23 protein-coding genes, 1 tRNA gene and 2 pseudogenes are annotated in these 23,799 nt (G+C 65.5%); 11 read left to right on the forward strand and 15 right to left on the reverse strand.

Features of this window, described 5'->3' with window-relative positions; translation table 11 throughout:
* Nucleotide 1: 1 nt before the first annotated feature.
* Nucleotides 2-1,375, reverse strand: a complete 1,374-nt coding sequence (locus ABNT58_RS09895; RefSeq protein WP_348753320.1) for a sigma-54 dependent transcriptional regulator — start codon at nt 1,373-1,375, stop codon at nt 2-4.
* A gap of 129 nt (nt 1,376-1,504) precedes the next feature.
* Between ABNT58_RS09895 and ABNT58_RS09900 the strand changes: the two genes are divergently transcribed.
* Entirely contained in the window at nt 1,505-1,939 is a 435-nt protein-coding gene (locus tag ABNT58_RS09900) for a PRC-barrel domain-containing protein (RefSeq protein WP_348753321.1), read from the forward strand.
* Here the strand turns inward: ABNT58_RS09900 and ABNT58_RS09905 are convergent.
* Complete coding sequence (locus tag ABNT58_RS09905; protein ID WP_348753322.1) at nt 1,869-3,023, reverse strand: DNA topoisomerase IB; 1,155 nt, start codon at nt 3,021-3,023, stop codon at nt 1,869-1,871. The genes ABNT58_RS09900 and ABNT58_RS09905 overlap by 71 nt on opposite strands.
* A gap of 266 nt (nt 3,024-3,289) precedes the next feature.
* On the opposite strand from ABNT58_RS09905, the gene rpoN reads away from it, so the two are divergent.
* Nucleotides 3,290-4,732, forward strand: a complete 1,443-nt coding sequence (rpoN, locus tag ABNT58_RS09910; protein WP_348753323.1) for an RNA polymerase factor sigma-54 — start codon at nt 3,290-3,292, stop codon at nt 4,730-4,732.
* A 51-nt stretch (nt 4,733-4,783) separates the two neighbouring features.
* Here the strand turns inward: rpoN and ABNT58_RS09915 are convergent, their stop codons facing one another.
* The 8 genes and pseudogenes from ABNT58_RS09915 to ispB form a co-directional block, all read right to left on the reverse strand.
* Nucleotides 4,784-4,993 carry a DNA gyrase inhibitor YacG gene (locus tag ABNT58_RS09915; RefSeq protein WP_348753324.1) on the reverse strand — a complete coding sequence of 70 codons (210 nt, stop codon included), beginning with the start codon at nt 4,991-4,993 and terminating at the stop codon, nt 4,784-4,786.
* Nucleotides 4,990-5,745 carry a cell division protein ZapD gene (zapD, locus tag ABNT58_RS09920; RefSeq protein ID WP_348753325.1) on the reverse strand — a complete coding sequence of 252 codons (756 nt, stop codon included), beginning with the start codon at nt 5,743-5,745 and terminating at the stop codon, nt 4,990-4,992. Before zapD ends, ABNT58_RS09915 begins: the two co-directional genes overlap by 4 nt.
* A gap of 27 nt (nt 5,746-5,772) precedes the next feature.
* Nucleotides 5,773-6,387: pseudogene (gene coaE / locus ABNT58_RS09925) on the reverse strand (dephospho-CoA kinase); the annotation flags it as partial.
* A 7-nt stretch (nt 6,388-6,394) separates the two neighbouring features.
* The gene (locus tag ABNT58_RS09930; protein WP_348753339.1) at nt 6,395-7,327 is read right to left on the reverse strand and encodes an A24 family peptidase; all 933 of its coding nucleotides are present in this window, start codon (nt 7,325-7,327) and stop codon (nt 6,395-6,397) included.
* 7 nt (nt 7,328-7,334) lie between these two features.
* Complete coding sequence (locus ABNT58_RS09935) at nt 7,335-8,555, reverse strand: type II secretion system F family protein (RefSeq protein WP_348753326.1); 1,221 nt, start codon at nt 8,553-8,555, stop codon at nt 7,335-7,337.
* 20 nt (nt 8,556-8,575) lie between these two features.
* Complete coding sequence (gene pilB / locus ABNT58_RS09940; RefSeq protein WP_348753327.1) at nt 8,576-10,300, reverse strand: type IV-A pilus assembly ATPase PilB; 1,725 nt, start codon at nt 10,298-10,300, stop codon at nt 8,576-8,578.
* A 153-nt stretch (nt 10,301-10,453) separates the two neighbouring features.
* A tRNA-Pro gene (locus tag ABNT58_RS09945) sits at nt 10,454-10,530 on the reverse strand.
* Nucleotides 10,531-10,556: 26 nt separating this feature from the next.
* The gene (ispB, locus tag ABNT58_RS09950; protein ID WP_348753340.1) at nt 10,557-11,498 is read right to left on the reverse strand and encodes an octaprenyl diphosphate synthase; all 942 of its coding nucleotides are present in this window, start codon (nt 11,496-11,498) and stop codon (nt 10,557-10,559) included.
* Nucleotides 11,499-11,728: 230 nt separating this feature from the next.
* Here ispB and rplU point away from each other — a divergent pair, with 230 nt between their 5' ends.
* The 4 genes from rplU (at nt 11,729) to proB (ending at nt 14,596) form a co-directional block, all read left to right on the forward strand.
* A complete protein-coding gene (gene rplU / locus ABNT58_RS09955; RefSeq protein WP_250197688.1) occupies nt 11,729-12,040 on the forward strand; it encodes a 50S ribosomal protein L21 in 312 nt (103 codons plus the stop codon).
* Between the two features lie 29 nt (nt 12,041-12,069).
* Nucleotides 12,070-12,327, forward strand: coding sequence for a 50S ribosomal protein L27 (gene rpmA / locus ABNT58_RS09960; RefSeq protein WP_250197687.1), 258 nt, complete (start codon nt 12,070-12,072; stop codon nt 12,325-12,327).
* An 87-nt stretch (nt 12,328-12,414) separates the two neighbouring features.
* Nucleotides 12,415-13,485 (forward strand): Obg family GTPase CgtA, encoded by a 1,071-nt coding sequence (gene cgtA, locus ABNT58_RS09965; RefSeq protein ID WP_348753328.1) that lies wholly within the window; start codon nt 12,415-12,417, stop codon nt 13,483-13,485.
* A complete protein-coding gene (gene proB / locus ABNT58_RS09970; RefSeq protein ID WP_348753329.1) occupies nt 13,478-14,596 on the forward strand; it encodes a glutamate 5-kinase in 1,119 nt (372 codons plus the stop codon). The genes cgtA and proB overlap by 8 nt, the downstream gene beginning before the upstream one ends.
* Nucleotides 14,597-14,715: 119 nt before the next feature.
* Here the strand turns inward: proB and ABNT58_RS09975 are convergent.
* Nucleotides 14,716-15,228, reverse strand: a pseudogene (locus ABNT58_RS09975) (RNA pyrophosphohydrolase); the annotation flags it as partial.
* Between the two features lie 138 nt (nt 15,229-15,366).
* On the opposite strand from ABNT58_RS09975, the gene ABNT58_RS09980 reads away from it, so the two are divergent.
* From ABNT58_RS09980 to ABNT58_RS09990, 3 genes are read left to right on the forward strand one after another with little or no spacing between them, the layout of a single operon-like run.
* Complete coding sequence (locus ABNT58_RS09980; protein WP_348753330.1) at nt 15,367-17,142, forward strand: proline--tRNA ligase; 1,776 nt, start codon at nt 15,367-15,369, stop codon at nt 17,140-17,142.
* Nucleotides 17,139-18,236 carry a DUF418 domain-containing protein gene (locus ABNT58_RS09985; RefSeq protein WP_348753331.1) on the forward strand — a complete coding sequence of 366 codons (1,098 nt, stop codon included), beginning with the start codon at nt 17,139-17,141 and terminating at the stop codon, nt 18,234-18,236. Before ABNT58_RS09980 ends, ABNT58_RS09985 begins: the two co-directional genes overlap by 4 nt.
* On the forward strand, nt 18,233-18,862 hold the full coding sequence (locus ABNT58_RS09990) for a lytic transglycosylase domain-containing protein (RefSeq protein WP_348753332.1): 630 nt from the start codon (nt 18,233-18,235) through the stop codon (nt 18,860-18,862). The genes ABNT58_RS09985 and ABNT58_RS09990 overlap by 4 nt, the downstream gene beginning before the upstream one ends.
* Before the next feature lie 148 nt (nt 18,863-19,010).
* Here the strand turns inward: ABNT58_RS09990 and ABNT58_RS09995 are convergent, their stop codons facing one another.
* The 3 genes from ABNT58_RS09995 to ABNT58_RS10005 all read right to left on the reverse strand — a co-directional run bounded on the left by ABNT58_RS09995 (nt 19,011) and on the right by ABNT58_RS10005 (nt 21,880).
* The gene (locus tag ABNT58_RS09995; protein ID WP_348753333.1) at nt 19,011-19,979 is read right to left on the reverse strand and encodes an IS5 family transposase; all 969 of its coding nucleotides are present in this window, start codon (nt 19,977-19,979) and stop codon (nt 19,011-19,013) included.
* Between the two features lie 67 nt (nt 19,980-20,046).
* Complete coding sequence (locus ABNT58_RS10000) at nt 20,047-20,454, reverse strand: hypothetical protein (RefSeq protein ID WP_348753334.1); 408 nt, start codon at nt 20,452-20,454, stop codon at nt 20,047-20,049.
* Nucleotides 20,455-20,764: 310 nt separating this feature from the next.
* On the reverse strand, nt 20,765-21,880 hold the full coding sequence (locus ABNT58_RS10005; protein WP_348753335.1) for a LuxR C-terminal-related transcriptional regulator: 1,116 nt from the start codon (nt 21,878-21,880) through the stop codon (nt 20,765-20,767).
* 196 nt (nt 21,881-22,076) lie between these two features.
* Between ABNT58_RS10005 and ABNT58_RS10010 the strand changes: the two genes are divergently transcribed.
* A complete protein-coding gene (locus ABNT58_RS10010) occupies nt 22,077-22,685 on the forward strand; it encodes a PEP-CTERM sorting domain-containing protein (RefSeq protein WP_348753336.1) in 609 nt (202 codons plus the stop codon).
* Between the two features lie 236 nt (nt 22,686-22,921).
* On the opposite strand, the gene ABNT58_RS10015 is transcribed toward ABNT58_RS10010, so the two are convergent.
* The gene (locus tag ABNT58_RS10015) at nt 22,922-23,143 is read right to left on the reverse strand and encodes a hypothetical protein (RefSeq protein ID WP_348753337.1); all 222 of its coding nucleotides are present in this window, start codon (nt 23,141-23,143) and stop codon (nt 22,922-22,924) included.
* Nucleotides 23,144-23,491: 348 nt separating this feature from the next.
* On the opposite strand from ABNT58_RS10015, the gene ABNT58_RS10020 reads away from it, so the two are divergent.
* A complete protein-coding gene (locus ABNT58_RS10020; RefSeq protein WP_348753338.1) occupies nt 23,492-23,719 on the forward strand; it encodes a hypothetical protein in 228 nt (75 codons plus the stop codon).
* Nucleotides 23,720-23,799 lie beyond the last annotated feature (80 nt).

Genomic DNA, 23,799 nt, shown 5'->3' on the forward strand with positions numbered 1-23,799 from the left:
GCTACTTCTCGGCGTATTCCTTGAGCCGGTTGTAGAGCGTCTTCAGGCTCACGCCCAGCGCGGCGGCGGTGCGTTCCTTGTGGTGGTCGAAGCGCTTGAGCGTGGCCAGGATCACCGCCCGCTCGATCTCGGCCAGCGGCTGGCCGATGCGCACCACCAGCGTCTCGCCGTCGTCGGCGGCGGCCAGCGCGGCCGGCGGCCGGGCACCGGCGCTGCCCGGCACGCCGGGCTGCAGCCATTCGTCATCGATGTCGCGGCCATCGGCCATCAGGTAGATGCGCTGCACCGCATTGCGCAGGTCGCGCACGTTGCCCGGCCAGCGGTGGCGGGTGAGGGCGGCGATGGCGCTGGGCAGGAAACGCTTGGCCACGCCTTCGCGGCGGCCGATGTCCTGCAGGAAGTGCTCGGCCAGCATCGGAATGTCGTCCGGCCGCTCATGCAGCGAAGGCATGCGGATCGGGAACACGTCCAGCCGGTACATCAGGTCTTCGCGCAGCTTGCCGCTGGCCACGGCCTCGGTGGGCACGCGGTTGGTGGCCGCGATCACCCGCACGTCGGTTTCCACCGGCGTGGTGCTGCCCACGCGCATGAAGCTGCCCGTCTCCAGCACCCGCAGCAGCTTGACCTGCAGCTCGGGCGGCATCTCGGTCACTTCGTCGAGGAACAGCGTGCCGCCGTGGGCGCGCTCGAAAAAGCCCAGATGCTGGCGGTCGGCGCCTGTGAAGCTGCCCTTCTCGTGGCCGAAGATCTCGCTTTCGATCAGGTGCGGCGAGATGGCGCCGCAGTTCACCGCCAGGAAGGGCTGGTGGCGGCGGCGGCTCAGGTCGTGGATGGTGCGCGCGGCCACTTCCTTGCCGCTGCCGCTTTCGCCGGTGATCAGCACCGTGACGGCCGAGCCCGCCACGCGGGCGATCTGCTCGTACACCTGCCGCATCACCGGGGAGCGGCCCACCATGTGGCCGAAGCGGCCGCTGCGTTCCAGCTCGGCGCGCAGGTCTTCCAGCTCGGCCTTCAGCGCCGAAGGCCGCATCAGCCGCGACAGGATGCCCTGCAGCTGCTTGATGTTGAAGGGCTTGACCAGGTAGTCGGCCACACCCAGGCGCAAGGCCTGGATCGAGGTCTCGATGCTGGCATGGCCGGTGACCAGCACCACCTCGGTGTTGGCCAGCTGGTCGGTGTCTTTCAAGAGGTCCAGACCCTGGCCATCGGGCAGCTGCAGGTCCAGCAGCACGAGGTCGGGGGCGCGCGTGGCCAGCTGCCGGCGCGCGTCTTTCAATGTCCTGGCCGTGACGGCGGTGAAGCCTTCGGCGGCAATCAATGCCGCCATGGTTTCGGCGACGTCCGGGTCGTCCTCGACGATCAATGCGTGTCCCATAACTACCCGACCCGCGGCTGGCGCCGCGTTACAAAAGCCGGATTATGGGCTGCATGTGCCCTGCTGGCCGGGCACAGGCGTTGCCTTTCCCCTGTTCATCAACGACCCCCTCGCTTTCGGAGCCCGACCATGGCCGAACTGCCCGCCGAAGATGCCCCCGCCACCCGCATCGAAAGCGTCGATGCCCTGACCCGGGGCAACGGCCCCGGTGCCATGCTGACCAGCGCCTCCAGCCTCACCGGCCACGATGTGGTCAACCGCGCCGGAGAAACGCTGGGCGAGGTGCAGGAGATCATGCTCGACCTGGCGCACGGTAGCATCGCCTATGCGGTGATGAGCAGCGGCGGCTTCCTGGGCATCGGCGAGCGGCTCTTCGCCATTCCCTGGCGGGCGCTGCAGCTTGATGCCGAACGCAAGGCCTTCGTGCTCGACGTGGACAAGTCGCACTTCGACAAGGCGCCGGGCTTCGAGACCACGCACTGGCCCACGCAGCTCAATGGCGGCGAGGCTTGGCACCGGGACGTGCACGACTACTACGGGACGCCGGTGTACTGGGAGAAGTAGCCCTCACCTTCGAGGCTGCCAGCGAGCGCGCCAGCTGGGGCGCCGGGTCGTCCAGCGCCTGCTGCTCGGCTGCCATCAAGGCCAGCAGGCTGCGCTCGCGGGCCAGCAGGCCGCGCCCGCCACGCATGCGCGGGCGGCACAGCTGGGCCAGGTTGCCGTGCTCGAAACTGCTGAGCACCGCATGGTGCACGTACGACTTGCGGCACACCGCGATGGTGTGGCCCAGGTGCGCCGCCACCTCGCCGATCACCTGTTTGGTCATCACCCGCATCTCACGCACGGTGCGCGGCAGCTCGCAGGGCAGCAGCCGCTCCAGCGCCAACGCGCTGGCATGCCAGGTGCGAAAGTCCTTGGCGCTGAAGTCGTCGCCGGCAATCTCGCGCAGGTAGCCGTTGACGTCGGATGAATCGACGCCATGCACCTGGCCGTCGTCGTCCAGGTAGCGGAACAAGGCCTGGCCCGGCAGCGCCTGGCAGCGGCGCACGATGCGCGCCAGCCGGGCGTCCTGCACCGCCACTTCCTGCTCCACGCCGCTTTTGCCGCGAAAGCTCAGCTTGAGCACGCTGCCCTTGATGGCCGCATGCCGGCGCCGCAGCGTGGTCAGGCCGAAGGAGCCGTTCTGCTTGGCGTATTCGTCGTTGCCGATGCGCAGGTAGGTGGTGTCCAGCAGCCGCACCAGGGCCGCCAGCACCTTGCTGCGGGGCAGACCGGGCTGGGCCAGGTCACGCTCCACACGGCGGCGGATGGCGGGCAGCACCGCGCCGAACTGCTGCAGCCGCTCGAACTTGCTCTGGCCCTGGTGCTCATGCCACAGCGCGTGGTAGCGGTACTGCTTGCGGCCCCGTGCGTCGCGCCCGGTGGCCTGCAGGTGGCCGTTGGGTTTGGGGCAGATCCACACGTCGGTGTAGGCCGGCGGAATGGCCAGCGAGCGGATGCGCTGCAGCTGCTGCTCGTCCTTGATGGGCTTGCCCTGGTCGTCGGTGTAGCCGAACGACTTGCCTCGGGCCACGCGGTGCCAGCCAGGACCGTCGTCACTCACGTAGACAAGCGCAGGGGGCAGTTCATCAGGATGGGCGATGGTCATGGCGGTGTGGCCGGTGTGGCATGGCCACCGCCCCTTCGCAGCCGGCGTGCCCGCCCCGGCGGCGCACGGGCGAACTGGCAGCCATCGCCACGCGCGCTGCGTTGCCACAGGCCAGCAGTTTTTGCGGCAACCGCATGTGTCCGCACGTGAGTGCCCGTGAGGCCACTGTCGGATCACACCTACATCAAGCGCCCGCATCGGCCTAGGCCTGGCGAAAGAGGCCACCGCGACACTGTTTCTAACGCCTACCGGCCCCAGGAGATTGCATGACCGCCGCACTGCACATGCGCATCGAGCGCCGCCAGACCCAGACCGTCACCCCCCGCCTTCAGCACGCAGTGCGCCTGCTTCAGCTGTCGTCGCTGGATTTCGCCCAGGAAGTGCAGCAAGCGGTCGATGGCAACCCGTTTCTTGAAGAAGAAGGCGAAGACCTGTCGGCCGCGCCTGCTGCCGAGGACGATCACGCCGACGTGTCGGCCGACCCTTGGGAAGCCCAGGCATGGACCATGTCCGCAGGCGGCGGCCATGGCCCGGCCTCCGATGGCGACATCTCCTTGATCGACTTGGTGCCGCAAAGCGTGTCGTTGCGCCAGCACCTGCACACCCAGCTCAACGTGATGCCCTTGAGCGAGCGCGACCGCGTGCTGGCCGCGATGCTGGTGGAATCACTGGACGACGACGGCTACCTGCGCCAGCCGCTGGAAGAGCTGCGCGACATGGCCGAGCTGGAGCCGGCGACCAGCCTGGATGAAATCCGCGTGGCCCTGGCCCGCGTGCAGGCGCTGGACCCGCTGGGCATCGGCGCCCGCGACCTGGCCGAATGCCTGCTGCTGCAAACCGTGCTGATCGAGGATGAAGCGCAGCGCGCGCTGGCGCGCAAGGTGTTGGCCCAGCCGCTGCAGCGCATGGCCATGCGGGAGTACCACAAGCTGGCCGCGCTGGTGGAGTCGACCCCCGGCGAGGTGGAAGCCGTGTGCGACCGCATCCGCCAGTTCGACCCGCGCCCGGGCTCACGCTTTGAGTCCACCCGCACGCCGTACGTGACGCCCGACGTCATCGTGCGCCGCGGCCGCGGCAACAACTGGATCACCACGCTGAACCCCGAGGTGGTGCCGCGTGTGCGCCTCAATCGCCTCTACGCCGACTTGTTCCAGCGCCACCGCGACACCGGCCAGACCGACCTGGCGGCCCACCTGCGTGAAGCGCGCTGGACGCTGCGCAACGTGGAGCAGCGCTTTGCCACCATCCTGGACGTGGCCAACGCCATCGTGCGCCACCAGCGCCACTTCTTCGAATACGGCCCGATGGCGATGAAGCCGCTGGCGCTGCGCGACATCGCGCAGGAGGTGGGCCTGCACGAGTCCACCGTCTGCCGGGTGACCAACAACAAGTACATGGCCACGCCGTCGGGCGTGTTCGAGCTGAAGTACTTCTTCTCGCGCTCGCTGCCCACGCACAGCGGCGGCCAGGCCTCGACCACGGCCATCCGCGGCGTCATCCGCGAGCTGATCGAGGAAGAAGCGCCGACCGAACCGCTGTCGGACGTGCAGCTGGCCGCGATGCTCAAGCGCCAGGGCTTCCATGTGGCGCGCCGCACCGTCACCAAGTACCGCCAGCAGCTCAAGCTGCCCGCGGTGGAAATGCGCCGCCAGCGGCCGACGCCTTCGGTGCCGGTGCCCGTGTCGGTCGCGCTCGAAGCGCGAGTGTGATGCTCAGAGGCGGCCCTCAGTCCCCTGGGGCGGCCCCGCGGGACTGAGGCGCTAGAACTCTTCGCGCCGGCGCGTGCCTTCGGGCGCCGCCGGCGTTTCCGTGTCCGGGTCCTGCGATTCGGCGGGCAGCCGGTAGCGGCCTTCGGCCCAGGCGCCCAGGTCGGCGGTGCGGCAACGCTCGCTGCAGAAGGGGCGCCACTTGTTCTCGGGCGCATACAGGCTGGGCCCGCCGCAGGCCGGGCACTTGACGGTGCGGGTCATGCGCAGAGCGTCAGCTCGAAGCTGCAGTCTTCGGTGGTGGGCCGCAGCCGGCCCTCTTCGTCGTGGCGCATCAGGCGCACCGACACCATCAGGCGGTGGCCGGTGATCTCGGGCACCAGCTCGGGGTCGGCGGGCAGCCGCACGCGCAGCAGGTGGTAGGCCTTGCCCTGCGGCAGGCTGCGCTGGAACTGGCCGCCGGTGGCCACCACCTTGTGTGGCACGCCGCTGTCGCGCAGCAGGCCCAGCAGCACGTGCAGCGCGTCGGCCAGCGGCCGCATGGTGTCGATCCAGCGCACCAGATCGGCCCGGCGTTGCGCCGGCTCATGCTGCTGCCAGGCGTGGTAGGCCGGCAGGTCGAACTCGCAGGTGCCGCCCGGAATGCCGATGCGGCTGCGGATGCTCATCAGCCACTCGTTGCCGTTGAGCTGGTGGCCGGCCTTGCCGTCCATGCCGTTCAGGCCGTTGAAGGCATGGTCCAGCCGCGCGGTGACGACGTCCAGCGCCGCTTCCGAGATGGCGGGGTTGCCACGGTAGCTTTCCAGCAGCGCGCGGTGGCGGTCCAGTTCCTTGAGCAGGTCTGACTTCAGGTCGGCGCGCGAGGCGACGTCCATGATCTCGAACAGGGTGGCCAGCGCGAAGTGGTGGTCCACCGTGGTGTCGCGCGACACCAGCTGACCGAGCCTGTTGAACAGGTGCTCCAGCCGCAGCATCGTGCGGATGCCTTCGTTGAACGGGTATTCGTAGAGAACCAAGATGCAGGCCGGTAAAGAGGGCTCTGCTTATTGTTTCACACGGTCCGCGCCCCAGGCCTGCCACAGGCGCTGTACCTGGGTATCGAGCTGTTCCAAGGTCAGCCCTTCATTGAAGATCACGGCATCGGCAATCGCCCGCCGCGCGGCCCGTGTGGCCTGCTGGGCCACCACGCGCTGCACCGTTTCTTCGGCCCAGCCCGAGCGGCGCATCACCCGCGCCACCTGCGTGGCTTCGCGGCAGTCGACCACCAGCACCTTGTGCACCCGCTCGCGCCAATGGGCCGATTCGGTGAGCAGGGGCACATCGAACACGATGGGCCGCTCGCCCGCGGCTTCGGCCTGCCGCAGCGTCTCGGCGCCGATCATCGGGTGCAGGATGGCTTCCAGCCGCTGACGCGCCGCCGGGTCGGCGAACACCTGCTGCCGCATGTGGTCGCGGTCCAGCGCGCCGTCGGCGCCGATGGCCTGCGGACCGAAGGCGGCCGCGATGGCCGGCAGCGCCGCACCGCCGACGGCGGTGAGGGCACGCGAGATGGCATCGGTGTCCACCAGCACCGCGCCACGCGCCACCAGCTGCGCGGCCACGGTGCTCTTGCCGCTGCCGATGCCGCCAGTCAGGCCGATGCGCAGGGCGTGCTGCATAGCGAAGTCAGGCCCATCCTATCCAGCTCAGCACCGTGCCGGTGCCAGCGAGCATCACGACGAGGCCCGCACCGGCCAGGAAGGGGCCGAAGGGCACGTAGCGGCCTTCGCGCAGCGAGGCGCGCAGCTTCATGCCGATGCCCACCACCGCGCCGATCACCGACGACATCAGCAGGATGGGCACGATGGCCTGCCAGCCCAGCCATGCGCCCAGCGCGGCCAGCAGCTTGAAGTCGCCATAGCCCATGCCTTCCTTGCCGGTGGTGAGCTTGAACAGCCAGTACACCGACCACAGCGACAGATAGCCCGCCACGGCGCCCCACAGCGCGGTGCTCAAGGGCAGCGTCAGGCCCAGCCCAGCGGCCACCAGGCCGGCCCACAGCAGCGGCAGGGTCAACGCGTCGGGCAGCACGGTGGTGTCCCAGTCGATGGCGGCCAGCGCCACCAGCACGGCGGCCACGGCGCACCACAGCAGCGTCACCGGCTGCGCACCGAAACGCCAGCCGATGGCGGCGAACAGCGCCGCCGTCGCCACTTCGATCAGCGGGTAGCGCGCCGAGATGCGGCTGCCGCAGGCCGCGCAGCGGCCCTTCAGGCGCAGCCAGCCCAGCAGCGGCAGGTTCTCGTGCCAGCGGATGGCATGGCCGCAGGCCGGGCAGCGCGAGCGCGGCGCGGCGATGCCCAGGTGGGGCAGGGCCTCCAGGCCGCTGGTCAGCGCCTGGGCGGTGCGCTGCTGCGGCTCGGGCGGCTCGCCCTTGGCAGCGAACACGCGGCGCCAGGAATCGGCATCGCCTAGCTGGTGGGCCACGTCGGCCCACCATTGCCGCTCGATGATGAGCGGCAGGCGGTGGATCACCACGTTCAGGAAGCTGCCGATGCACAGGCCCAGCAGGGCCAGGACCCAGGGCGACAGCAGCAGGTCGAGCGGAAGATCGGCCAGCACTTGTCTAGACGACCGAGCCGAGCTTGAAGATGGGCAGGTACATCGACACCACGATGCCGCCGATCAGCGTGCCGAGGATGACGATGATGAAAGGCTCCATCAGGCTGGACAGGCCCTTGACCATCTCGTCCACCTCGTCCTCGTAGAACTCGGCCGCCTTGCCCAGCATGTGGTCCAGCGAACCAGATTCTTCGCCGATTGAGGCCATCTGCAGCACCATGGTCGGGAACACGCCGGTGGCCTGCATCGCATTGGTCAGCGCCGAGCCGGTGGACACGTCCTTCTGGATCTTCTCGGTGGCCTCGGCATACACCGCGTTGCCCGAGGCGCCGCCCACGGAATCCAGCGCCTCCACCAGCGGCACGCCGGCGGCGAACATGGTGGACAGCGTGCGCGTCCAGCGGGCGATCACGCTCTTGTTGATCAGGTCGCCGAACACCGGGATGCGCAGCAGCAGCCGGTCCATCGCCATCTGCATCTTCTCGCTGCGGCGCCAGCTCTGCATGAAGAAGTAGCCGCCGCCGAACAGCAGGCCGAAGATGATCCACCAGTAGGCGACGAAGAACTCCGACATCGCGATGACGGCCAGCGTGGGCGCCGGCAGGTCGGCGCCGAAGGAGCTGAACACGTCCTTGAAGGCAGGGATCACGAAGATCATGATCACCGTGAGCACGATGAAGGCCACCACCATCACGGCCACCGGGTACATCAGCGCCGACTTGATCTTGGACTTCAGCGCGAGGGTTTTTTCCTCGTACAGCGCCAGCCGCTCCAGCAGCTGCTCCAGGATGCCGCCGGCCTCACCCGCTTCCACCAGGTTGGCGTACAGCGCATTGAAGTACAGCGGGTGCTTGCGGAACGCGGCCGACAGGCTGGTGCCGGTCTCCACGTCCGACCTCACGTCGTTCAGCAGCCGTGTGAGCTTGGGGTTGGCACTGCCGCGCGCGACGATGTCGAAGGCCTGCAGCAGCGGCACGCCCGCCTTCATCATCGTGGCCAGCTGGCGGGTGAAGATGGCGATGTCCTTCTGCTTGATGGCCTTGCCACCCGACATCCGGCGCTTCTTCACCTTGGTGATCATCACGCCCTGGCGGCGCAGGCTGGCGCTCACGGCCGCCTCGCCGCCCGAGCGCATCTCGCCCCGCACGGTCTTGCCGTTCTTGTCCTTGCCTTCCCACTCGAAGACAAATTCCTTGATGTTCTTCGCGGCTGCAGCAGTCGCCATTCCAGACCTTCTCCGAACGTCTATTCGTTGGTGACCGTGATCACCTCTTCCAGCGTCGTCACCCCGGCCCGCACCTTCACCAGGCCGGATTGCCGCAGGTCGCGCACGCCTTCGAGTTGCGCCTGCTTGGCGATGTCCAGCGCCGTGCCCTCGGCCAGGATGATGCGCTGGATCGCTTCGGTGATCGGCATCACCTGGTACAGCCCGACGCGGCCCTTGTAGCCGTTGTTGCAGGCCGAGCAGCCGATCGCCCGGTACGGCTTCCAGGTGCCATCGAGGTCTTCGTCACGAAAGCCCGCGCGCTTGAGCGCTTCACGCGGATATTCGGCCACCGCCTTGCAGTTCTCGCACAGCCGCCGTGCCAGCCGCTGGGCGGTGATGATCAGCACGCTGGAGGCGATGTTGAACGGCGCCACGCCCATGTTGAGCAGCCGCGTCAGCGTGGTGGGCGCGTCGTTGGTGTGCAGCGTCGACATCACCAGGTGGCCGGTCTGCGCGGCTTTGATCGCGATGTCGGCGGTTTCCAGGTCGCGGATCTCGCCCACCATGATGATGTCCGGGTCCTGCCGCAAGAAGGACTTCAGCGCCACCGAGAAGGTCATGCCGGCCTTCTCGTTCACGTTCACCTGGTTGATGCCGGGCAGGTTGATTTCCGCCGGGTCTTCCACCGTGGCGATGTTGACGCCCGGCTGGTTGAGCAGGTTCAGGCAGGTGTAGAGCGACACCGTCTTGCCCGAGCCCGTGGGCCCGGTGACCAGGATCATCCCGTAGGGCCGCTGGATGGCGTGCAGCAGCCGGTCTTTCTCGATCTTTTCGTAGCCCAGCGCCTCGATGCCCAGCTTGGCCGAGGACGGGTCGAGGATACGGATCACGATCTTCTCGCCAAACAGCGTGGGCAGGGTGCTGACGCGGAAGTCGATCGCCTTGTTGCCGAACTTCAGCTTCATGCGGCCGTCCTGCGGCACGCGTTTTTCGGAGATGTCGAGCCGGCTGATCACCTTGATGCGTGAGGCCAGCTTGTCCTTGATGGCCACCGGCGGCTGCGTGATCTCGCGCAACTCGCCGTCGATGCGAAAGCGCACCCGGTAGTGGTATTCGTAGGGCTCGAAGTGCAGGTCGGAGGCACGCGCGTTGATCGCGTCGATCAGCATCTTCTGCAGGAAGCGCACCACGGGCGCGTCTTCCACTTCGGAGACCACCTCGTTGGCCTGGTCCTCGGCGCCCGCGTCGTCGTTGACGTCGAAGTCGAAGTCGGCGCCTGCCAGGCTGTCCAGCGCCTCGTTGACGCTGGCGCCCTGGGCTTCCAGCAGCGCGCCCAGCTTGTCGTACTCCACCAGCACCCACTCGGGCGACAGCTGGGTGGCGAACTTGATGCGCTCGATCGCTTCCTGGTCGGTGGGGTCGGCCCCGCCGATGAACAGGCGATTGCCGCGCCGGCCCAGCACCACCACCTGGTACTGCGTGGCCAGCTTGCCGTCGATCACGTTGCGCGGCAGGCGTTCGGCATCGACCGACTTCAGGTCGAGCAGCGGCACCGCCAGCGCGTTGGACAGCGTGTGCGCCAGGTCGGAGGCCGACACGGCGCCGGCGGCGATCAGCGCCGAGACGAAGCTGATGCGCCGCTCGCGCGCCTGGGCCGCCAGGGCTTCGGCCTGGCGCGGCTGCAGGCGGCCCGCATGCACCAGCACGCGGGCGACTCCGGACAGGCTCGATTGGGCAGTGTCAGCGACGGTGTCCACAGGCAACTTATGACTTCCGGCCGCAGTGTAAGACCCGCCGACAGCCGCGAGCCGCGGAAGAGAGCCTGCCATGGCGCCTACATCCGGCGCCAGCGCGCCGGGCCACGCGGCGAACGGGCAAGAAAAAAGCCGCATTGCTGCGGCTTTTGTTCCATGTCCTGGTCGGGGTGAGAGGATTCGAACCTCCGGCCTCTACGTCCCGAACGTAGCGCTCTACCAGGCTAAGCTACACCCCGATTTGTTGTTGTTGTGCTCAACTTTGCTAGTAAGAGCGATCAACTGACTGAACGCATAAGTCTAGCAGGGCTTTTTTGAATTGGGAAGAGGGAATCGCTTGCAGGCAGTCGCGGGCCTTGTCGGCCTCCTGCCGCGCGGCCTCGCGCGTGGCTTCCAGTGCGCCGGTGCGCCGCACGATGCCGACGATCTCGTCCAGCCGTTCCACCTCGCCCTGCTCGATGGCGTGGCGGATCAGCTGGCGCTCTTCTTCGGTGCCGCGTTCCATCGCCAGCAGCAGCGGCAGCGTCGGCTTGCCTTCGCGCAGGTCGTCGCCCACGTTCTTGCCCAGCTCGGCGGTGGCGCCCTGATAGTCCAGCAGGTCGTCGACCAGCTGGAAGGCGGTGCCCAGCGAGCGGCCGTAGTCGGCGCACTGGTCTTCCAGATCGCGCGAGGCGCCGGCCAGCACCGCGCCCAGGCGGGCACTGGCTTCGAACAGCTTGGCCGTCTTGTAGCGGATGACACGCAGGTAGTCGTCCACCGCCAGGTCGGGGTCGTGCATGTTCATCAGCTGCAGCACCTCGCCCTCGGCGATGACGTTGGTGGCGTCGGCCAGCACTTCCAGCACCCGCATGCGGTCGACCGACACCATCAGCTGGAAGGCGCGCGAGTACAGAAAGTCGCCGACCAGCACGCTGGCGGCGTTGCCGAACATCGCGTTGGCGGTTTCGCGGCCGCGGCGCAGCGAAGACTCGTCCACCACGTCGTCGTGCAGCAGCGTGGCGGTGTGGATGAACTCCACCGTGGCGGCCAGGGTGAAGCGCTCGGGGCCGGTGAAGCCCAGGGCATTGGCGAACAGCAGCACCAGCCGGGGGCGGATGCGCTTGCCGCCCGCGCTGACGATGTAGTGCGAGATCTGGTTGATCAGCACCACGTCGGAGCGCAGGTTCTCGGTGATGGCGGCGTCCACTGCCTGCATCTCTGCCGCCATCGGATCGACGGCGTGAGCGGTGGAGGGGGCAGGCGAAGTCACGTTGGCGTAATGGGGAGTGGACGACATTGGCTAGCCCGCGATTATAGGAACAACCCGCAACACCCTCGCCGGGCAGGCCGGGCGTCGCTTGCCAAGCCGGTGGCTGATGCTACAATGCCGGGTTCCGCGTACTGCAGTGGCCGCAAAGGGCTGGCGATTGCAGGGCGTGGGCGATTGAAAGGGTTGACATGTACGCGGTCATAAAAACCGGTGGCAAGCAATACAAGGTTGCTGCCGGCGAGAAGATCAAGGTAGAACAGATTGCTGCGGACGTTGGCCAGGAAATCGTGATCGACCAGGTGCTCGCCGTCGGCAACGGCGCTGAGCTCACGGTCGGCACGCCCCTGGTTGCCGGCGCCAGCGTGAAGGCCACCGTCGTGGCGCAAGGCAAGCACGACAAGGTTCGCATCTTCAAGATGCGCCGTCGCAAGCACTATCAGAAGCACGGTGGTCATCGTCAGACCTACACCGAGCTCGAGATCGGTGCCGTGACGCTCTGACGTCGTCGCAATTCAGGAGCATTTGAACCATGGCACAGAAAAAAGGCGGCGGTTCCACACGGAACGGCCGCGACTCCAAACCGAAGATGCTGGGCGTGAAGGCCTTTGGCGGCCAGGCCGTCTCGGCCGGCTCGATCATCGTGCGCCAGCGTGGCACCAAGTTCCATGCCGGCACCAACGTCGGCATCGGCAAGGACCACACGCTGTTCGCGCTGGTCGATGGCAAGGTGTCGTTCGCCGTCAAGGGCGAGCTCAACCGCCAGACGGTGTTCATCACGCCGCTGTGATGACGCGGCTGCCCAGGCAGCCGGCTCAACCGTGAGGCCCCGGCTTGCCGGGGCCTTTGTCTTTTTTGCTTCTAACATCTCCCGACCATGAAGTTCGTTGACGAAGCCACTATTGATGCAGCCGCCGGCAACGGCGGCGCCGGCTGCGCGAGCTTCCGGCGAGAGAAGTTCATCCCCTTCGGCGGCCCCGACGGCGGCGACGGCGGGCGTGGCGGCAGCGTGTACGCGGTAGCCGACCGCAACCTCAACACGCTGATCGACTACCGCTACGCGCGACGGCACGAGGCCCGCAACGGCGAAGCCGGTCGCGGCTCCGACCAGTTCGGCGCGGCGGCCGACGACATCGTGCTGCGCATGCCGGTGGGCACCATCATCACCGACATCGAGAAGAACGAAGTCATCGCCGAGCTGCTGGTGCCCGGCGAGCCGGTGCTCATCTGCAAGGGCGGTGACGGCGGCTTCGGCAACCTGCACTTCAAGAGCAGCACCAACCGTGCGCCGCGGCAGAAAACCCCCGGCTGGCCCGGTGAGGCCAAGAAGCTGAAGCTTGAGCTGCGCGTGCTGGCCGACGTCGGCCTGCTGGGCATGCCCAACGCCGGCAAGAGCACGCTGATCGCCGCCATTTCCAATGCGCGGCCCAAGATCGCCGACTACCCGTTCACCACGCTGCACCCCAACCTGGGCGTGGTGCGGGTGGCGCCGGAAAAAAGCTTCGTCGTGGCCGACGTGCCGGGCCTGATCGAAGGCGCGGCCGATGGCGCCGGTCTGGGCCACCGCTTCCTGCGCCACCTGCAGCGCACCCGCCTGCTGCTGCATCTTGTGGACATGGCCCCGTTCGACGAGGCGGTGGACCCGGTGGCGCAGGCCAAGGGCATCGTCAAGGAGCTCAAGCGCTACGACGAAGAGCTGCACGACAAGCCGCGCTGGCTGGTGCTCAACAAGCTGGACATGGTGCCGGCTGAAGAGCGCGCCGCCCGCGTGAAGGACTTCGTCAAGCGCATGAAGTGGAAGGGCCCGGTCTTCGAGATTTCGGCACTCACGCGTGAAGGCCTGGAGCCGCTGATCCATGCGGTGTACGAGCACGTGGCCGCCGAGAAGAACCCGCCGATGCCCGACCCCGACCCGCGCTTCGACTCACCCGCTGCGCACGATGAATGACGAACTGAAGAACGCCCGGCGCATCGTCGTCAAGGTCGGCTCCAGCCTGGTCACCAACGAAGGCCGCGGCGTCGATGCCGAGGCCATCGGCAACTGGTGCCGCCAGCTGGCCGCGCTGGCCGAAGGCGGCCGTGAGGTGGTGATGGTGTCCAGCGGCGCCATCGCCGAGGGCATGAAGCGCCTGGGCTGGACCACCCGGCCCAAGGAGCTGCACGAGCTGCAGGCCGCCGCAGCCGTCGGCCAGATGGGCCTGGCCCAGATGTACGAAAGCAAGCTGTCGGAGCACGGCATGGGCAGCGCCCAGGTGCTGCTGACGCATGCCGACCTGGCCGACCGAGAGCGTTACCTCAACGCCCGTTCCACGCTGCTGACGCTGCTGGGCCTGAAGGTCATCCCGGTCATCAACGAGAACGACACCGTCGTCAACGACGAGATCAAGTTCGGCGACAACGACACCCTGGGCGCCCTGGTGGCCAACCTGGTGGAGGCCGATGCGCTGGTGATCCTGACCGACCAGCGCGGCCTTTACACGGCCGACCCTCGCAGCAACCCCGACGCCCGCTTCGTGGACGTGGCGCAGGCCGGCGACCCCGAGCTCGAGCGCATGGCCGGCGGTGCCGGATCGAGCATCGGCCGTGGCGGCATGATCACCAAGATCGTGGCGGCCAAGCGGGCCGCTCGCAGCGGTGCCAGCACCGTGATCGCCTGGGGCCGTGAGGCCGACGTGCTGCTGCGCCTGGTGCAGGGCGAAGCCATCGGCACGCTGCTGGTGGCCAGCACCGCCAAGCGTGCGGCCCGCAAGCAGTGGATGGCCGACCACCTGCAGCTGCGCGGCGCGGTGGTGGTGGACGCCGGCGCGGCGCAGGCGCTGCTGGGCGACGGCAAGAGCCTGCTGCCCATCGGCATGAGCGAGGTGCAGGGCGAGTTCCACCGCGGCGACGTGATCGCGGTGCGCACGCAGGACGGTCGTGAGATCGCCCGCGGCCTGGCGAACTATTCCAGCGCCGAGGCGCGGCTCATTCTGCGCAAGCCTTCATCGCAGATCGAGGGCCTGCTGGGCTACATGAACGAGCCCGAGATGATCCACCGCACCAACCTGGTCTTGAACTGAGCGCACCGCCCGCGACCTTCGCGGGCGGCATGAGGCACCTACTCCGACGTCGTCGCCGCTGGCGGCGCACCGCCTTCGAGCGACATCGACGAGCGCTGCCCGTCGTCATCGTGCCGGTGCGGCCGCATGCCCGAGCGCAGGTAGCGGTTGTGGTGGTTGGGCCGCGGCAGGAAGCGGGCGAGTTCGGTCAGCGCCATCTGGTAGACGTCGCGTTTGAACTCGATCACCACGTCCAGCGGCACCCAGTACTCGTTCCAGCGCCAGGCGTCGAACTCGGGGTGGTCGGTGGCCCGCAGGTTCATGTCGCTGTCGCGACCCATCAGTCGCAGCAGGAACCAGATCTGTTTCTGGCCGCGGTAGTGGCCGCGTGCGTCGCGGCGGATGTAATGCTCAGGCACCTCGTAGCGAAGCCAGTCGCGGGTGCGCGCCAGTATCCTCACCTGCTCCGGGAGCAGCCCCACTTCCTCGTGAAGCTCGCGGAACATGGCTTGCTCGGGCGTTTCACCATGCTTGATGCCACCCTGGGGGAACTGCCAGGAGTGCGTCCGCAGGCGCTTGCCCCAGAAAACCTGGTTCCGGGCATTGAGCAGGATGATGCCGACGTTGGGCCTGAAGCCTTCACGGTCGAGCATAATCAGACCTCGAATCTATAAGTTGAAATCATTATTGCACCGGGCCGGTGCGGCATGCGATGTCTCGCTTACCCGCATCACTCGCGCCCTGGTCAACGGCAGCGCGCCCTGCGCCAGCCTTGCACGATTCACACCTCCATGAAAAGCAGCCAGTTCTTCATTTCCACGCTGAAGGAAGCGCCCGCGGACGCCGAGATCGTCAGCCACAAGCTCATGCTTCGCGCGGGCTTCATCAAGCGGCTGGGCGCCGGCATCTACAACTACATGCCGATGGGCCTGCGCGTCATCCGCAAGGTCGAGTCCATCATCCGCGAAGAGATGAACCGCGCCGGTGCGGTGGAACTGCTGATGCCGGTGGTGCAGCCGGCCGAGCTGTGGCAGGAAACCGGCCGCTTCGACAAGATGGGGCCTGAGCTGCTGCGGGTCAAGGACCGGCATGAGCGTGACTTCATCATCCAGCCCACGAGCGAAGAGGTGGTGACCGACATCGCCCGCCAGGAGCTGCGCAGCTACAAGCAGCTGCCGAAAAATTTCTACCACATCCAGACCAAGTTCCGCGACGAGCGCCGGCCGCGATTTGGCGTGATGCGCGGGCGTGAGTTCACGATGAAGGATGCCTATTCCTTCGACCGTGATGTGGCAGCCGCCGGCAAGAGCTACGACACGATGTACGCCGCCTACTGCGCGGTGTTCGACCGCCTTGGCCTGCAGTACCGGGCCGTGGCCGCCGACACCGGCGCCATCGGCGGCGACCGCTCGCACGAGTTCCAGGTGATCGCCGAGACCGGTGAAGACGCTATCGTCTACTGCCCGACCAGCAGCTATGCCGCCAACATCGAGCTGGCCGAGTCGGTGCCGCTGATCGCCAAGCGCGCCGCGCCCACCCAGGGCCTGGAAAAGACGCCCACGCCCGGCAAGTCCACCTGCGAAGACGTGGCCGCGCTGCTGAGCCTGTCGCTGCAGCGCACCGTGAAGTCGCTGGTGCTGGCCACCGAAGAGCGCAACGAAGCCGGCGACATCACGAAGGTGACGGTGTGGCTGCTGCTGGTGCGTGGCGACCATGCGCTGAATGAAGTCAAGGCCGGCAAGCTGGCCGGGCTCAAGGGCGGCTATCGCTTTGCCACCGTGGCCGAGATCGAGGAGCACTTCGGCTGCAAGCCCGGCTACCTGGGCCCCATTGGCCTCAAGAAGCCGGTCAAGGTGATCGCCGACCGGACGGTGGCGAACATGAGCGACTTCGTCTGCGGCGCGAACGAGGCCGACTTCCACTTCACCGGCGTCAACTGGGGCCGCGACCTGCCCGAGCCTGACGAAGTGGCCGACATCCGCAATGCGCAGGCGGGCGATCCTTCGCCCGACGGCCAGGGCGTGCTGGCCATCCAGCGCGGCATCGAGGTGGGCCATGTGTTCTACCTCGGCACCAAGTATTCCAAGGCGATGAACGCCACCTTCCTGGACGAAGGCGGCAAGCCGCAGTTCTTCGAGATGGGCTGCTACGGCATCGGCGTCACCCGCATCCTGGGCGCCGCCATCGAGCAAAGCCACGACGAGCGCGGCATCGTCTGGCCCGACAGCATCGCCCCGTTCACCGTGGTCATCTGCCCCATCGGCTACGACCGCAGCGCCGAGGTCAAGGCCGCCGCCGACCAGCTGCACGACCAGCTGCAGGCGCAGGGCGTGGACGTGATGCTGGACGACCGCGGCGAGCGGCCCGGCGCCATGTTCGCCGACTGGGAACTGATCGGCGTGCCGCACCGGGTGGTGCTGTCCGACCGTGGTCTGAAGGAAGGCACGGTCGAGTACCAGGGTCGCCGCGACGCCGCTGCCACCAAGGTGGCCGTGGCTGAGGTGCTGGCCCATCTGCAAGCGCGCCTGCAAGCTCCCGCGCCCCAGGCGCCGGCCGCCAGCGCGTGAAGCCGCTGCCCCCGCGCCGCGAACCGCTGCTCGACGCGCTGCGGGCGCTGGCGATGGTGGGCGTGCTGCTGGTCAATGCCATCTCCTACACCGTCGCGCCCTGGGGCGCGCCGCTGGGCGAGGCCGACCCGCCCGGCGTGATCTCGCTGGGCCTGCAGGCCCTGGCCGCGCTGCTGCTGCACGGCAAGGCCTATCCGCTGCTGGCCTTCTTGTTCGGCGCGGGGCTGGTGCTGGCCGGCAGCCGCCGGCGCACGCCGCAGGCCCAGCGGCGCCGCCTGTGGCGCCTGCTGGCGCTGGGCGTGCTGCACGGCGCGCTGGTGTATGCCGGCGACATCCTGACGATGTACGCCTTGACCGCTTTTCTGGTGGTGGCCCACGTGCATGAGCGCGCTTCCCGGTTGCTGACGCGGCTGCTGCGCGCCTGCGGCTGGGCGCTGGCCGCCATCGGCCTGAGCCTGGCGCTGACGCTGTGGACAGGCGGCAGCGCCGATGCCGACCCCTCCGAGGGCTTCGGCGCCACCGCTTCCTGGGTCGACCAGCTGTGGCTCAACGCCAATGCCTACGTGATCCTGCAGGCACTGGGCGCGGTGCTGTTTCTGCCGGTGCTGCGCGCGGCGATGCTGGCCGGCATGCTGGCAGCGCGGCTGCGCCTGCTCACCCACCCGCGCTGGCATGCGCTGTGGCGGCGCTGGACGCGGCGCCTGCTGCCGGTGGGCCTGCTGGTCAACGGCGCCTATGCGTTGAGCGTGGTCGACGACAGCGCCCGCCACGACGGCAACCTGTCGCTGTGGACGGCAGTGGCGCCCGGCATCGGCTGGCTGCTCACCGCGCCGCTGCTGGGCCTGGCGGTGCTGCATGCGCGCCGCTGGCCGGCCTGGCTGGCGCCCATGGGGCAGCGCACGCTGAGCCTGTACCTGCTGCATTCGCTGTTGTGCCTGCTGCTGTTCAGCGGCGCCGGCCTGGGCTGGCCGCTGCGCACCGCCGCCGCCTGGGGCTGGGCACTGGGCTTGTGGCTGGCCTGGCTGCTGGCCTGTCACGCCATGGCCGCGCGCGGCTGGCGCGGCCCCTTTGAAGCATGGATGGCACGCCGATGACACCGGGCTTGCATCGCCGCCATGTCTTGCTGGCCGCTGCCGGGCTGTGGCTGCCGTGGGGCAGCGCGCGCGCGGGGGCGCAGGCCGAAGAGCCGCTCGCCAACTCGGTGCGCTCGGCCATGTCGGCCGCCATCGCCGCCGATGCACCGCCCAAGCCGGCTTTTGCCAACGTCGAGGCGCGCTTGGCCTACCTGCGCTGGCTGGGCGCGATGAGCGAGCGGCTGCAGCGCCAGAAGAGCGAGCGCCTGACGCGGCTGGAATTCCTGGAGACCACCTGGTACGAAAGCACCCGCGCCGGGCTGGAGCCCGCCCTGGTGCTGGGCCTGGTGCAGGTGGAAAGCAACTTCCGCAAGTACGCCATCAGCTCGGCCGGGGCGCGCGGCTACATGCAGGTGATGCCGTTCTGGTCGCGGCTGATCGGCGATGGCGACCCGAGCCGCCTGTTCCACATGCAGACCAACCTGCGCTTCGGCTGTGTGATCCTGCGCCACTACCTCGACCAGGAGCGGGGCGACCTGTTCATGGCGCTGGGCCGCTACAACGGCAGCCGCGGCCGGGCGGAATATCCGAACCTGGTGTTCGGCGCCCGGCGCCGCTGGCAGTTCACGCCGCCCAGCGCGGCTTAGGGAAGGTCTGCACAACGCAAGCGACGGCGTGCTGATGCGCTGATCTGATCGGAATGTGATGCTGGCCGAGCCTGATTTCCCCGAGTTCGCGGGCCATCAGCCCCGCTTGGGGCGTCGACATGGCCGTCTTCGCGAACTGCGGACGCACTCATGCCACCGCTGCCAGCAATTTGCGGCGAACCAGCCAGAGATTGGCCAGCGCAAACAGCGTGTGCAACTGAGCGGTGTTCTTGGCCAGTCCGCGATAGCGCACCTTGACGTGCCCGAACTGGCGCTTGACCACCCGGAACGGGTGCTCGACGCGCGCCCGGATGCCGGCCTTCACGCGTTCGAGCTGTTCGGTCAGCGCATCGATCGGCCTGCTGGGGTCGAGTTGGCGACGCCTGCCGGGCCGCATGGCGATGTGCCAGTTCACGTCGCCTCGGGCGTCCGGCCGCTTGCCCGCACCTTGGTAGCGGTAGCCGGCGTCGGCGTAGACCTCGTGGTCGCTCGGGCGCACCAGGCTGTTGGCCTCCATCACGTCGTTGACCGCGCCGCTGGTGCCGCGCACCGTGTGCACCAGGCCCGAAGCGATGTCCACGCCGATGTGGCACTTCATGCCGAAGTACCACTGCTGGCCCTTGCGGCTTTGCTTCATCTCCGGGTCGCGCTCGCCACTGCTGTTCTTGGTCGAACTGGGAGCTGCGATCAAGGTGGCATCGACCACCGTGCCGCTCTTGAGCATCACGCCCTTGGCGCTGAGCAGGTCGTTGACGGTCTGCAGCATCTGTGCGGCCAGCTTGTGCTTCTCCAGCACATGCCGCAACCGCAGGATCGTGCTCTCGTCGGGCAGCCGCTCATCCCAGCCTTCGAGCCCCGCGAACTCGCGGAACACCGGCATGTCGTGCAGCGCTTCTTCCATCGCCGGGTCGCTCAGCGCAAACCACTGCTGCATGAAGTGGATGCGCAGCATGGTCTCCGGCGGGAACGGCGGCCGCCCGCGCTTGCCTTCGGGCAGGTACGGCAATACCAGCGCCACCAGATCGGCCCACGGCACGACCTTCTCCATCTCGTCCAGGAACTCCCGGCGCCGCGTCCGCTTGGCCGTCATTCCCAGGCCCAGGCTGTGTTGCTTCATGCACCGTATCGTCTCAGCGCTTCACGTTGTCGCCAAGCTTGCAGCGGGCGAATTGTGCAGACCTTCCTTAGGGGGAAATTATATTTGCTTCTACATATTTTTCATCCGTAATCCTTGATTTATATAGAGCCAAGAAGTAAAGCAGCTTAGAGATGTTCTGTGAGTTTGTTTGCAAAAGATCTTTTTTACCATTAAAAAGAGGTTCTTTAATAAATACTTCGTCTTTAAGCTGAGTGGCAGTAAAACCTAAGAAATTATTACTTCTCGGGTCAAATTTTTCTTTGACGCATTTTAATGGTGAAGCTGCTTCTAAGCATTCGTATCGGGCAACAATGTCAATAACCTTGTTGTCGTTAAATGAATGTTGAGTTATTAATTTCTCCTTCGGGAATTTATCTTTGGTGTTTATTGGAAGGAAGCTTATTATGTATATAAAATATATACCTTTTTCTATTGCATTTTCCTCGACTGCCAAATGATATGTGTCGTCATAATGGGAATTTATTTCAGGTGAAATTTCTCTAACGCGCGATATATAGTAGTATGATTTGCCGTCGGCTGCGACGTAACGTTTTCATTCTCATCCCAGGTGTATGTTCCTTTCTTATCCTTGTCCATAAATTCAACTTTTGTGCCTAAAACTGGACGTCGCCGCAAATTTTCCAGTGGATTATCGTCTGAGACAAAGCACCCTTGGAGAAAAATAATAAATGCAAGAAGCAGTAAAAGGGGGGGGCTTCAAATTTGTTTGAGAGTTGTGTGCTTTGTTCATGGTTTTGGATTATTTAGCGATTTCCAAGAATTAATAATATTAATTCTCGTATGGATTTAACACCCATCTTTTTGAGGATGCTTTTGACTTGAGTTAAAATGGTGCCGTGAGCCTTTTTTAGCTGTGCTGAAATTTGTTTCGGGCTTAGCCCTTCTCCAAGAAGTGAGAACACATTTTTTTCAGCCGGCGTTAGGCGATAACGAGTTGCGAAATACTCGGTGACATGAGCTGACGCGTTTTCCATCTGAGGCGCGCGCTCCAGAACCAAAAGCGCCTCAGCATGGGGCCAGGCAACGCTGTAGAGGGGTGCCTTCGCAATTGGGGTGATGTGCAGCGTGGCGAGTTCTACTGTTTTTTTCTTACTTCCCTGGTGCAAAATGAGGTGTTGGCTTCCGCGGCCCTGAACGGCATCAAGGATAAGTTTTTCAAGCAGACCCAGGCTCATGTTTCCTATGGCGGCCAATTGAGCGCCTCGAAAAACGGCCCATTGATCGCGGCTCATGAGTTCGCGCGCTGCTTGGTTTGCATGATCAATTCGGCCATCTCTCCTTAGAACCCAGGAGGGGGAGGGGTGCGCATCAAAGTGTTCGGCCGATAAGGCACGTATACGGCCGTCCATCGTGAGCAAGGCTTGCGCTTTAAGGGCGCGCTGTAGAGGAAGCCAGAGCCGCCGCGCCGCGTGCCGTTCGCTCTCGCCAAAGGGTTCTTGCCGGAAACTGCGTGAAAAGGTCAGGTGCGTGACTGGCATGACCGGATCACGGTCATCCGACACCTTCAAAACAAGCTTGTGGCCGCTGTCCCGGTGGCGCCCGTATTCGTTGTAATATGCGGTTGCCCGGTAGTCTTCGTCTGAGAGGAACTCGCGGCTGACATACAGCTCGCCGGCGGTATGAAAAAGGTGGTGCTTTTTAAGCGCCTCATTCCATGGGTCGCGATGAGCCCACTCCTTGAAGTAAATGGCTTCAAGGCCCAAGAACGTTCCATGGTTGGCGATGGGGCCGCCGCTGGGGCCTGGCCGGAAGAGCCCGGTGCCGGCCGAGTTGGTGGCGGCCGCGATGGCCTTCACGCAGTCACCCCAGCGTGCGGGATCGCTGGCCCCTGCATGTGCTGCGTTGATCGCTTGTTCCAACGCTTCCGCCCGAACGTCCATGTGCTGCCGCAAGCTGCCCTGTTACAGATATTGGAGCAGAGGCTTGGTACTGATCCATACCTCAAACAGGGTAGATATTCACTCTTGTTTACGGCCGCGGGGGGCCGTTCGGCTCATGTCTACCCAAAGTGCGGTACGGGCTGCGAAGCAGCGTGTGCTAGCTTGTTAGGTTGCCATGTCGGCAGATAAATTAGATGAGGGACGTATGAAGAAATATAGTGTAGTTTTTTTGGTGTCATTATTTTTGGGCGCGCCTGTTTGGGCAGAAGGGCTCCTGGGAAATAATGCCACGGCGAATATTTATGGCGGAGGTGGCGTTGTCGCTTCTTCCGCATTTTATTTGGATAAAGAAAATAATCAAGATTATATATATGCCAGATTTTTCAATTACTTGGAAATTAAGTTCAATAATAATCAAATTATCTATGACTTTAACTGTATGTGCGCGGGCAGGATGTGGAGTGATGGAGTTGTTTCATTGAATAAGGATGGTTTATATATTGAGGCCGGAAGTGAAATTGAATTCGAATTTCATGACGGCGCTTACATAAAAAATGCTTACATCGGTTCAGAAACAAACTACCCAAAGTTGCCGATTGGTAGTTTGACGTTCAACAATAATAGCGTTGCGATAAATTGGACAAATATGCGGTTCGACAACAATACAACGATAGTATTAAATGTTGAAACTGCTGTCGCTTCTATTCCAGAGCCTGCGACCTATGCGCTGATGATTGCCGGCTTGGCCGCGGTCGCTGGCGCCGCGCGTTTGCGCCGTCGATAAAAGACAAATGCCAGCGCGGAGGCTGGCATTTGGGCGACTATCGCCGGGCACGGTCATCGGGTTCCCACCCCTGTGCCGTGCATATAAGGTACTAAGAATTTTTTGGGCGAGGAAGATCTATTTCCATCGCTGGGCTTTAGATATCCCGGGGGTTCGGGGGCAGCGCCCACGAGCGGTGCCTTGTGCACCCCCTGGTCGCGGCCGTTGCCGCATACCGGCGTAACCGGTGCCCGGCGTTAGGCCGCTGGCAGGGCGCCCCAGCCGGTGGCCAGGCGGCACCAAAAGCCGCGGCCGTCCAGCTCGTCTACCGGGACTTTATGCGCCGTTCCTTCGAGCACCTGGCCGCCACTGGCCAGGATTGTTGCGCGCGCCGCCTTGTGCACGGCAAGCATCTTGGTTTCGCCGGGTCCGCGCTCCATGAAGCTATAGACCGTGACTGTTGCGGTGTCGTCTTGCATGGCGAGGCCTTTTGGCTGGGTGGCAAGGAGGGCGCAGCTTAGCGGAGCCAAAGGCGGCTTGTCAGTCATTGCCGAGCAAGGTCCTGGGGATGCCTGCGGTGGTTGCGCCTGGCTGCCTTCGCGGTCTATCCGAGGTTGCGCTTGTGTGCGTGGCCCCATGCCCCTAAGATGGCCTGGCTCTGACGATTCTACAGAGTAGCGAGATATGTTTTTGTATATACAAAAACCCGACCCCCTCCGGGGTCGGTCTCGCCGAGGGGGCACATAGCGCCCCTCTGGACACCCCGACAGCGCGGCCCGCCACCAGGTCCGTTCGGGCTTTTCCAGGTGGCCGACGCGAGGACTTCCATGGCCCGGCCTGCGCAGAACAACCCGCGCCGCAAGTCCTACCCCTTGCGGCTGAGCGACCCCGAAAGGGCTGCGCTGCAGGCTGCTGCGCAGGCCCAGGGCCAGACCCCCGCCGATTTCCTGCGTGCGGCCTTCCAGGAGCCCGCGGCGCCGCGGGCGCACCGCAAAGCCGCTGCGCCCGCCCTGGACCCCGCCGTGATCGCCGCGCTAGGTGTGAAGCTTCAATAGGTTGTATCCGGTGTTCATCCGGGTTGGGTTTGAGAGACTGGAAGTCGCCAAACACCCAATCCTCAAGGAAGCCAACCGGA

Origin of the sequence: uncultured Aquincola sp., from assembly GCF_964001545.1 — a bacterium.
Classification (GTDB): domain Bacteria; phylum Pseudomonadota; class Gammaproteobacteria; order Burkholderiales; family Burkholderiaceae_C; genus Aquincola.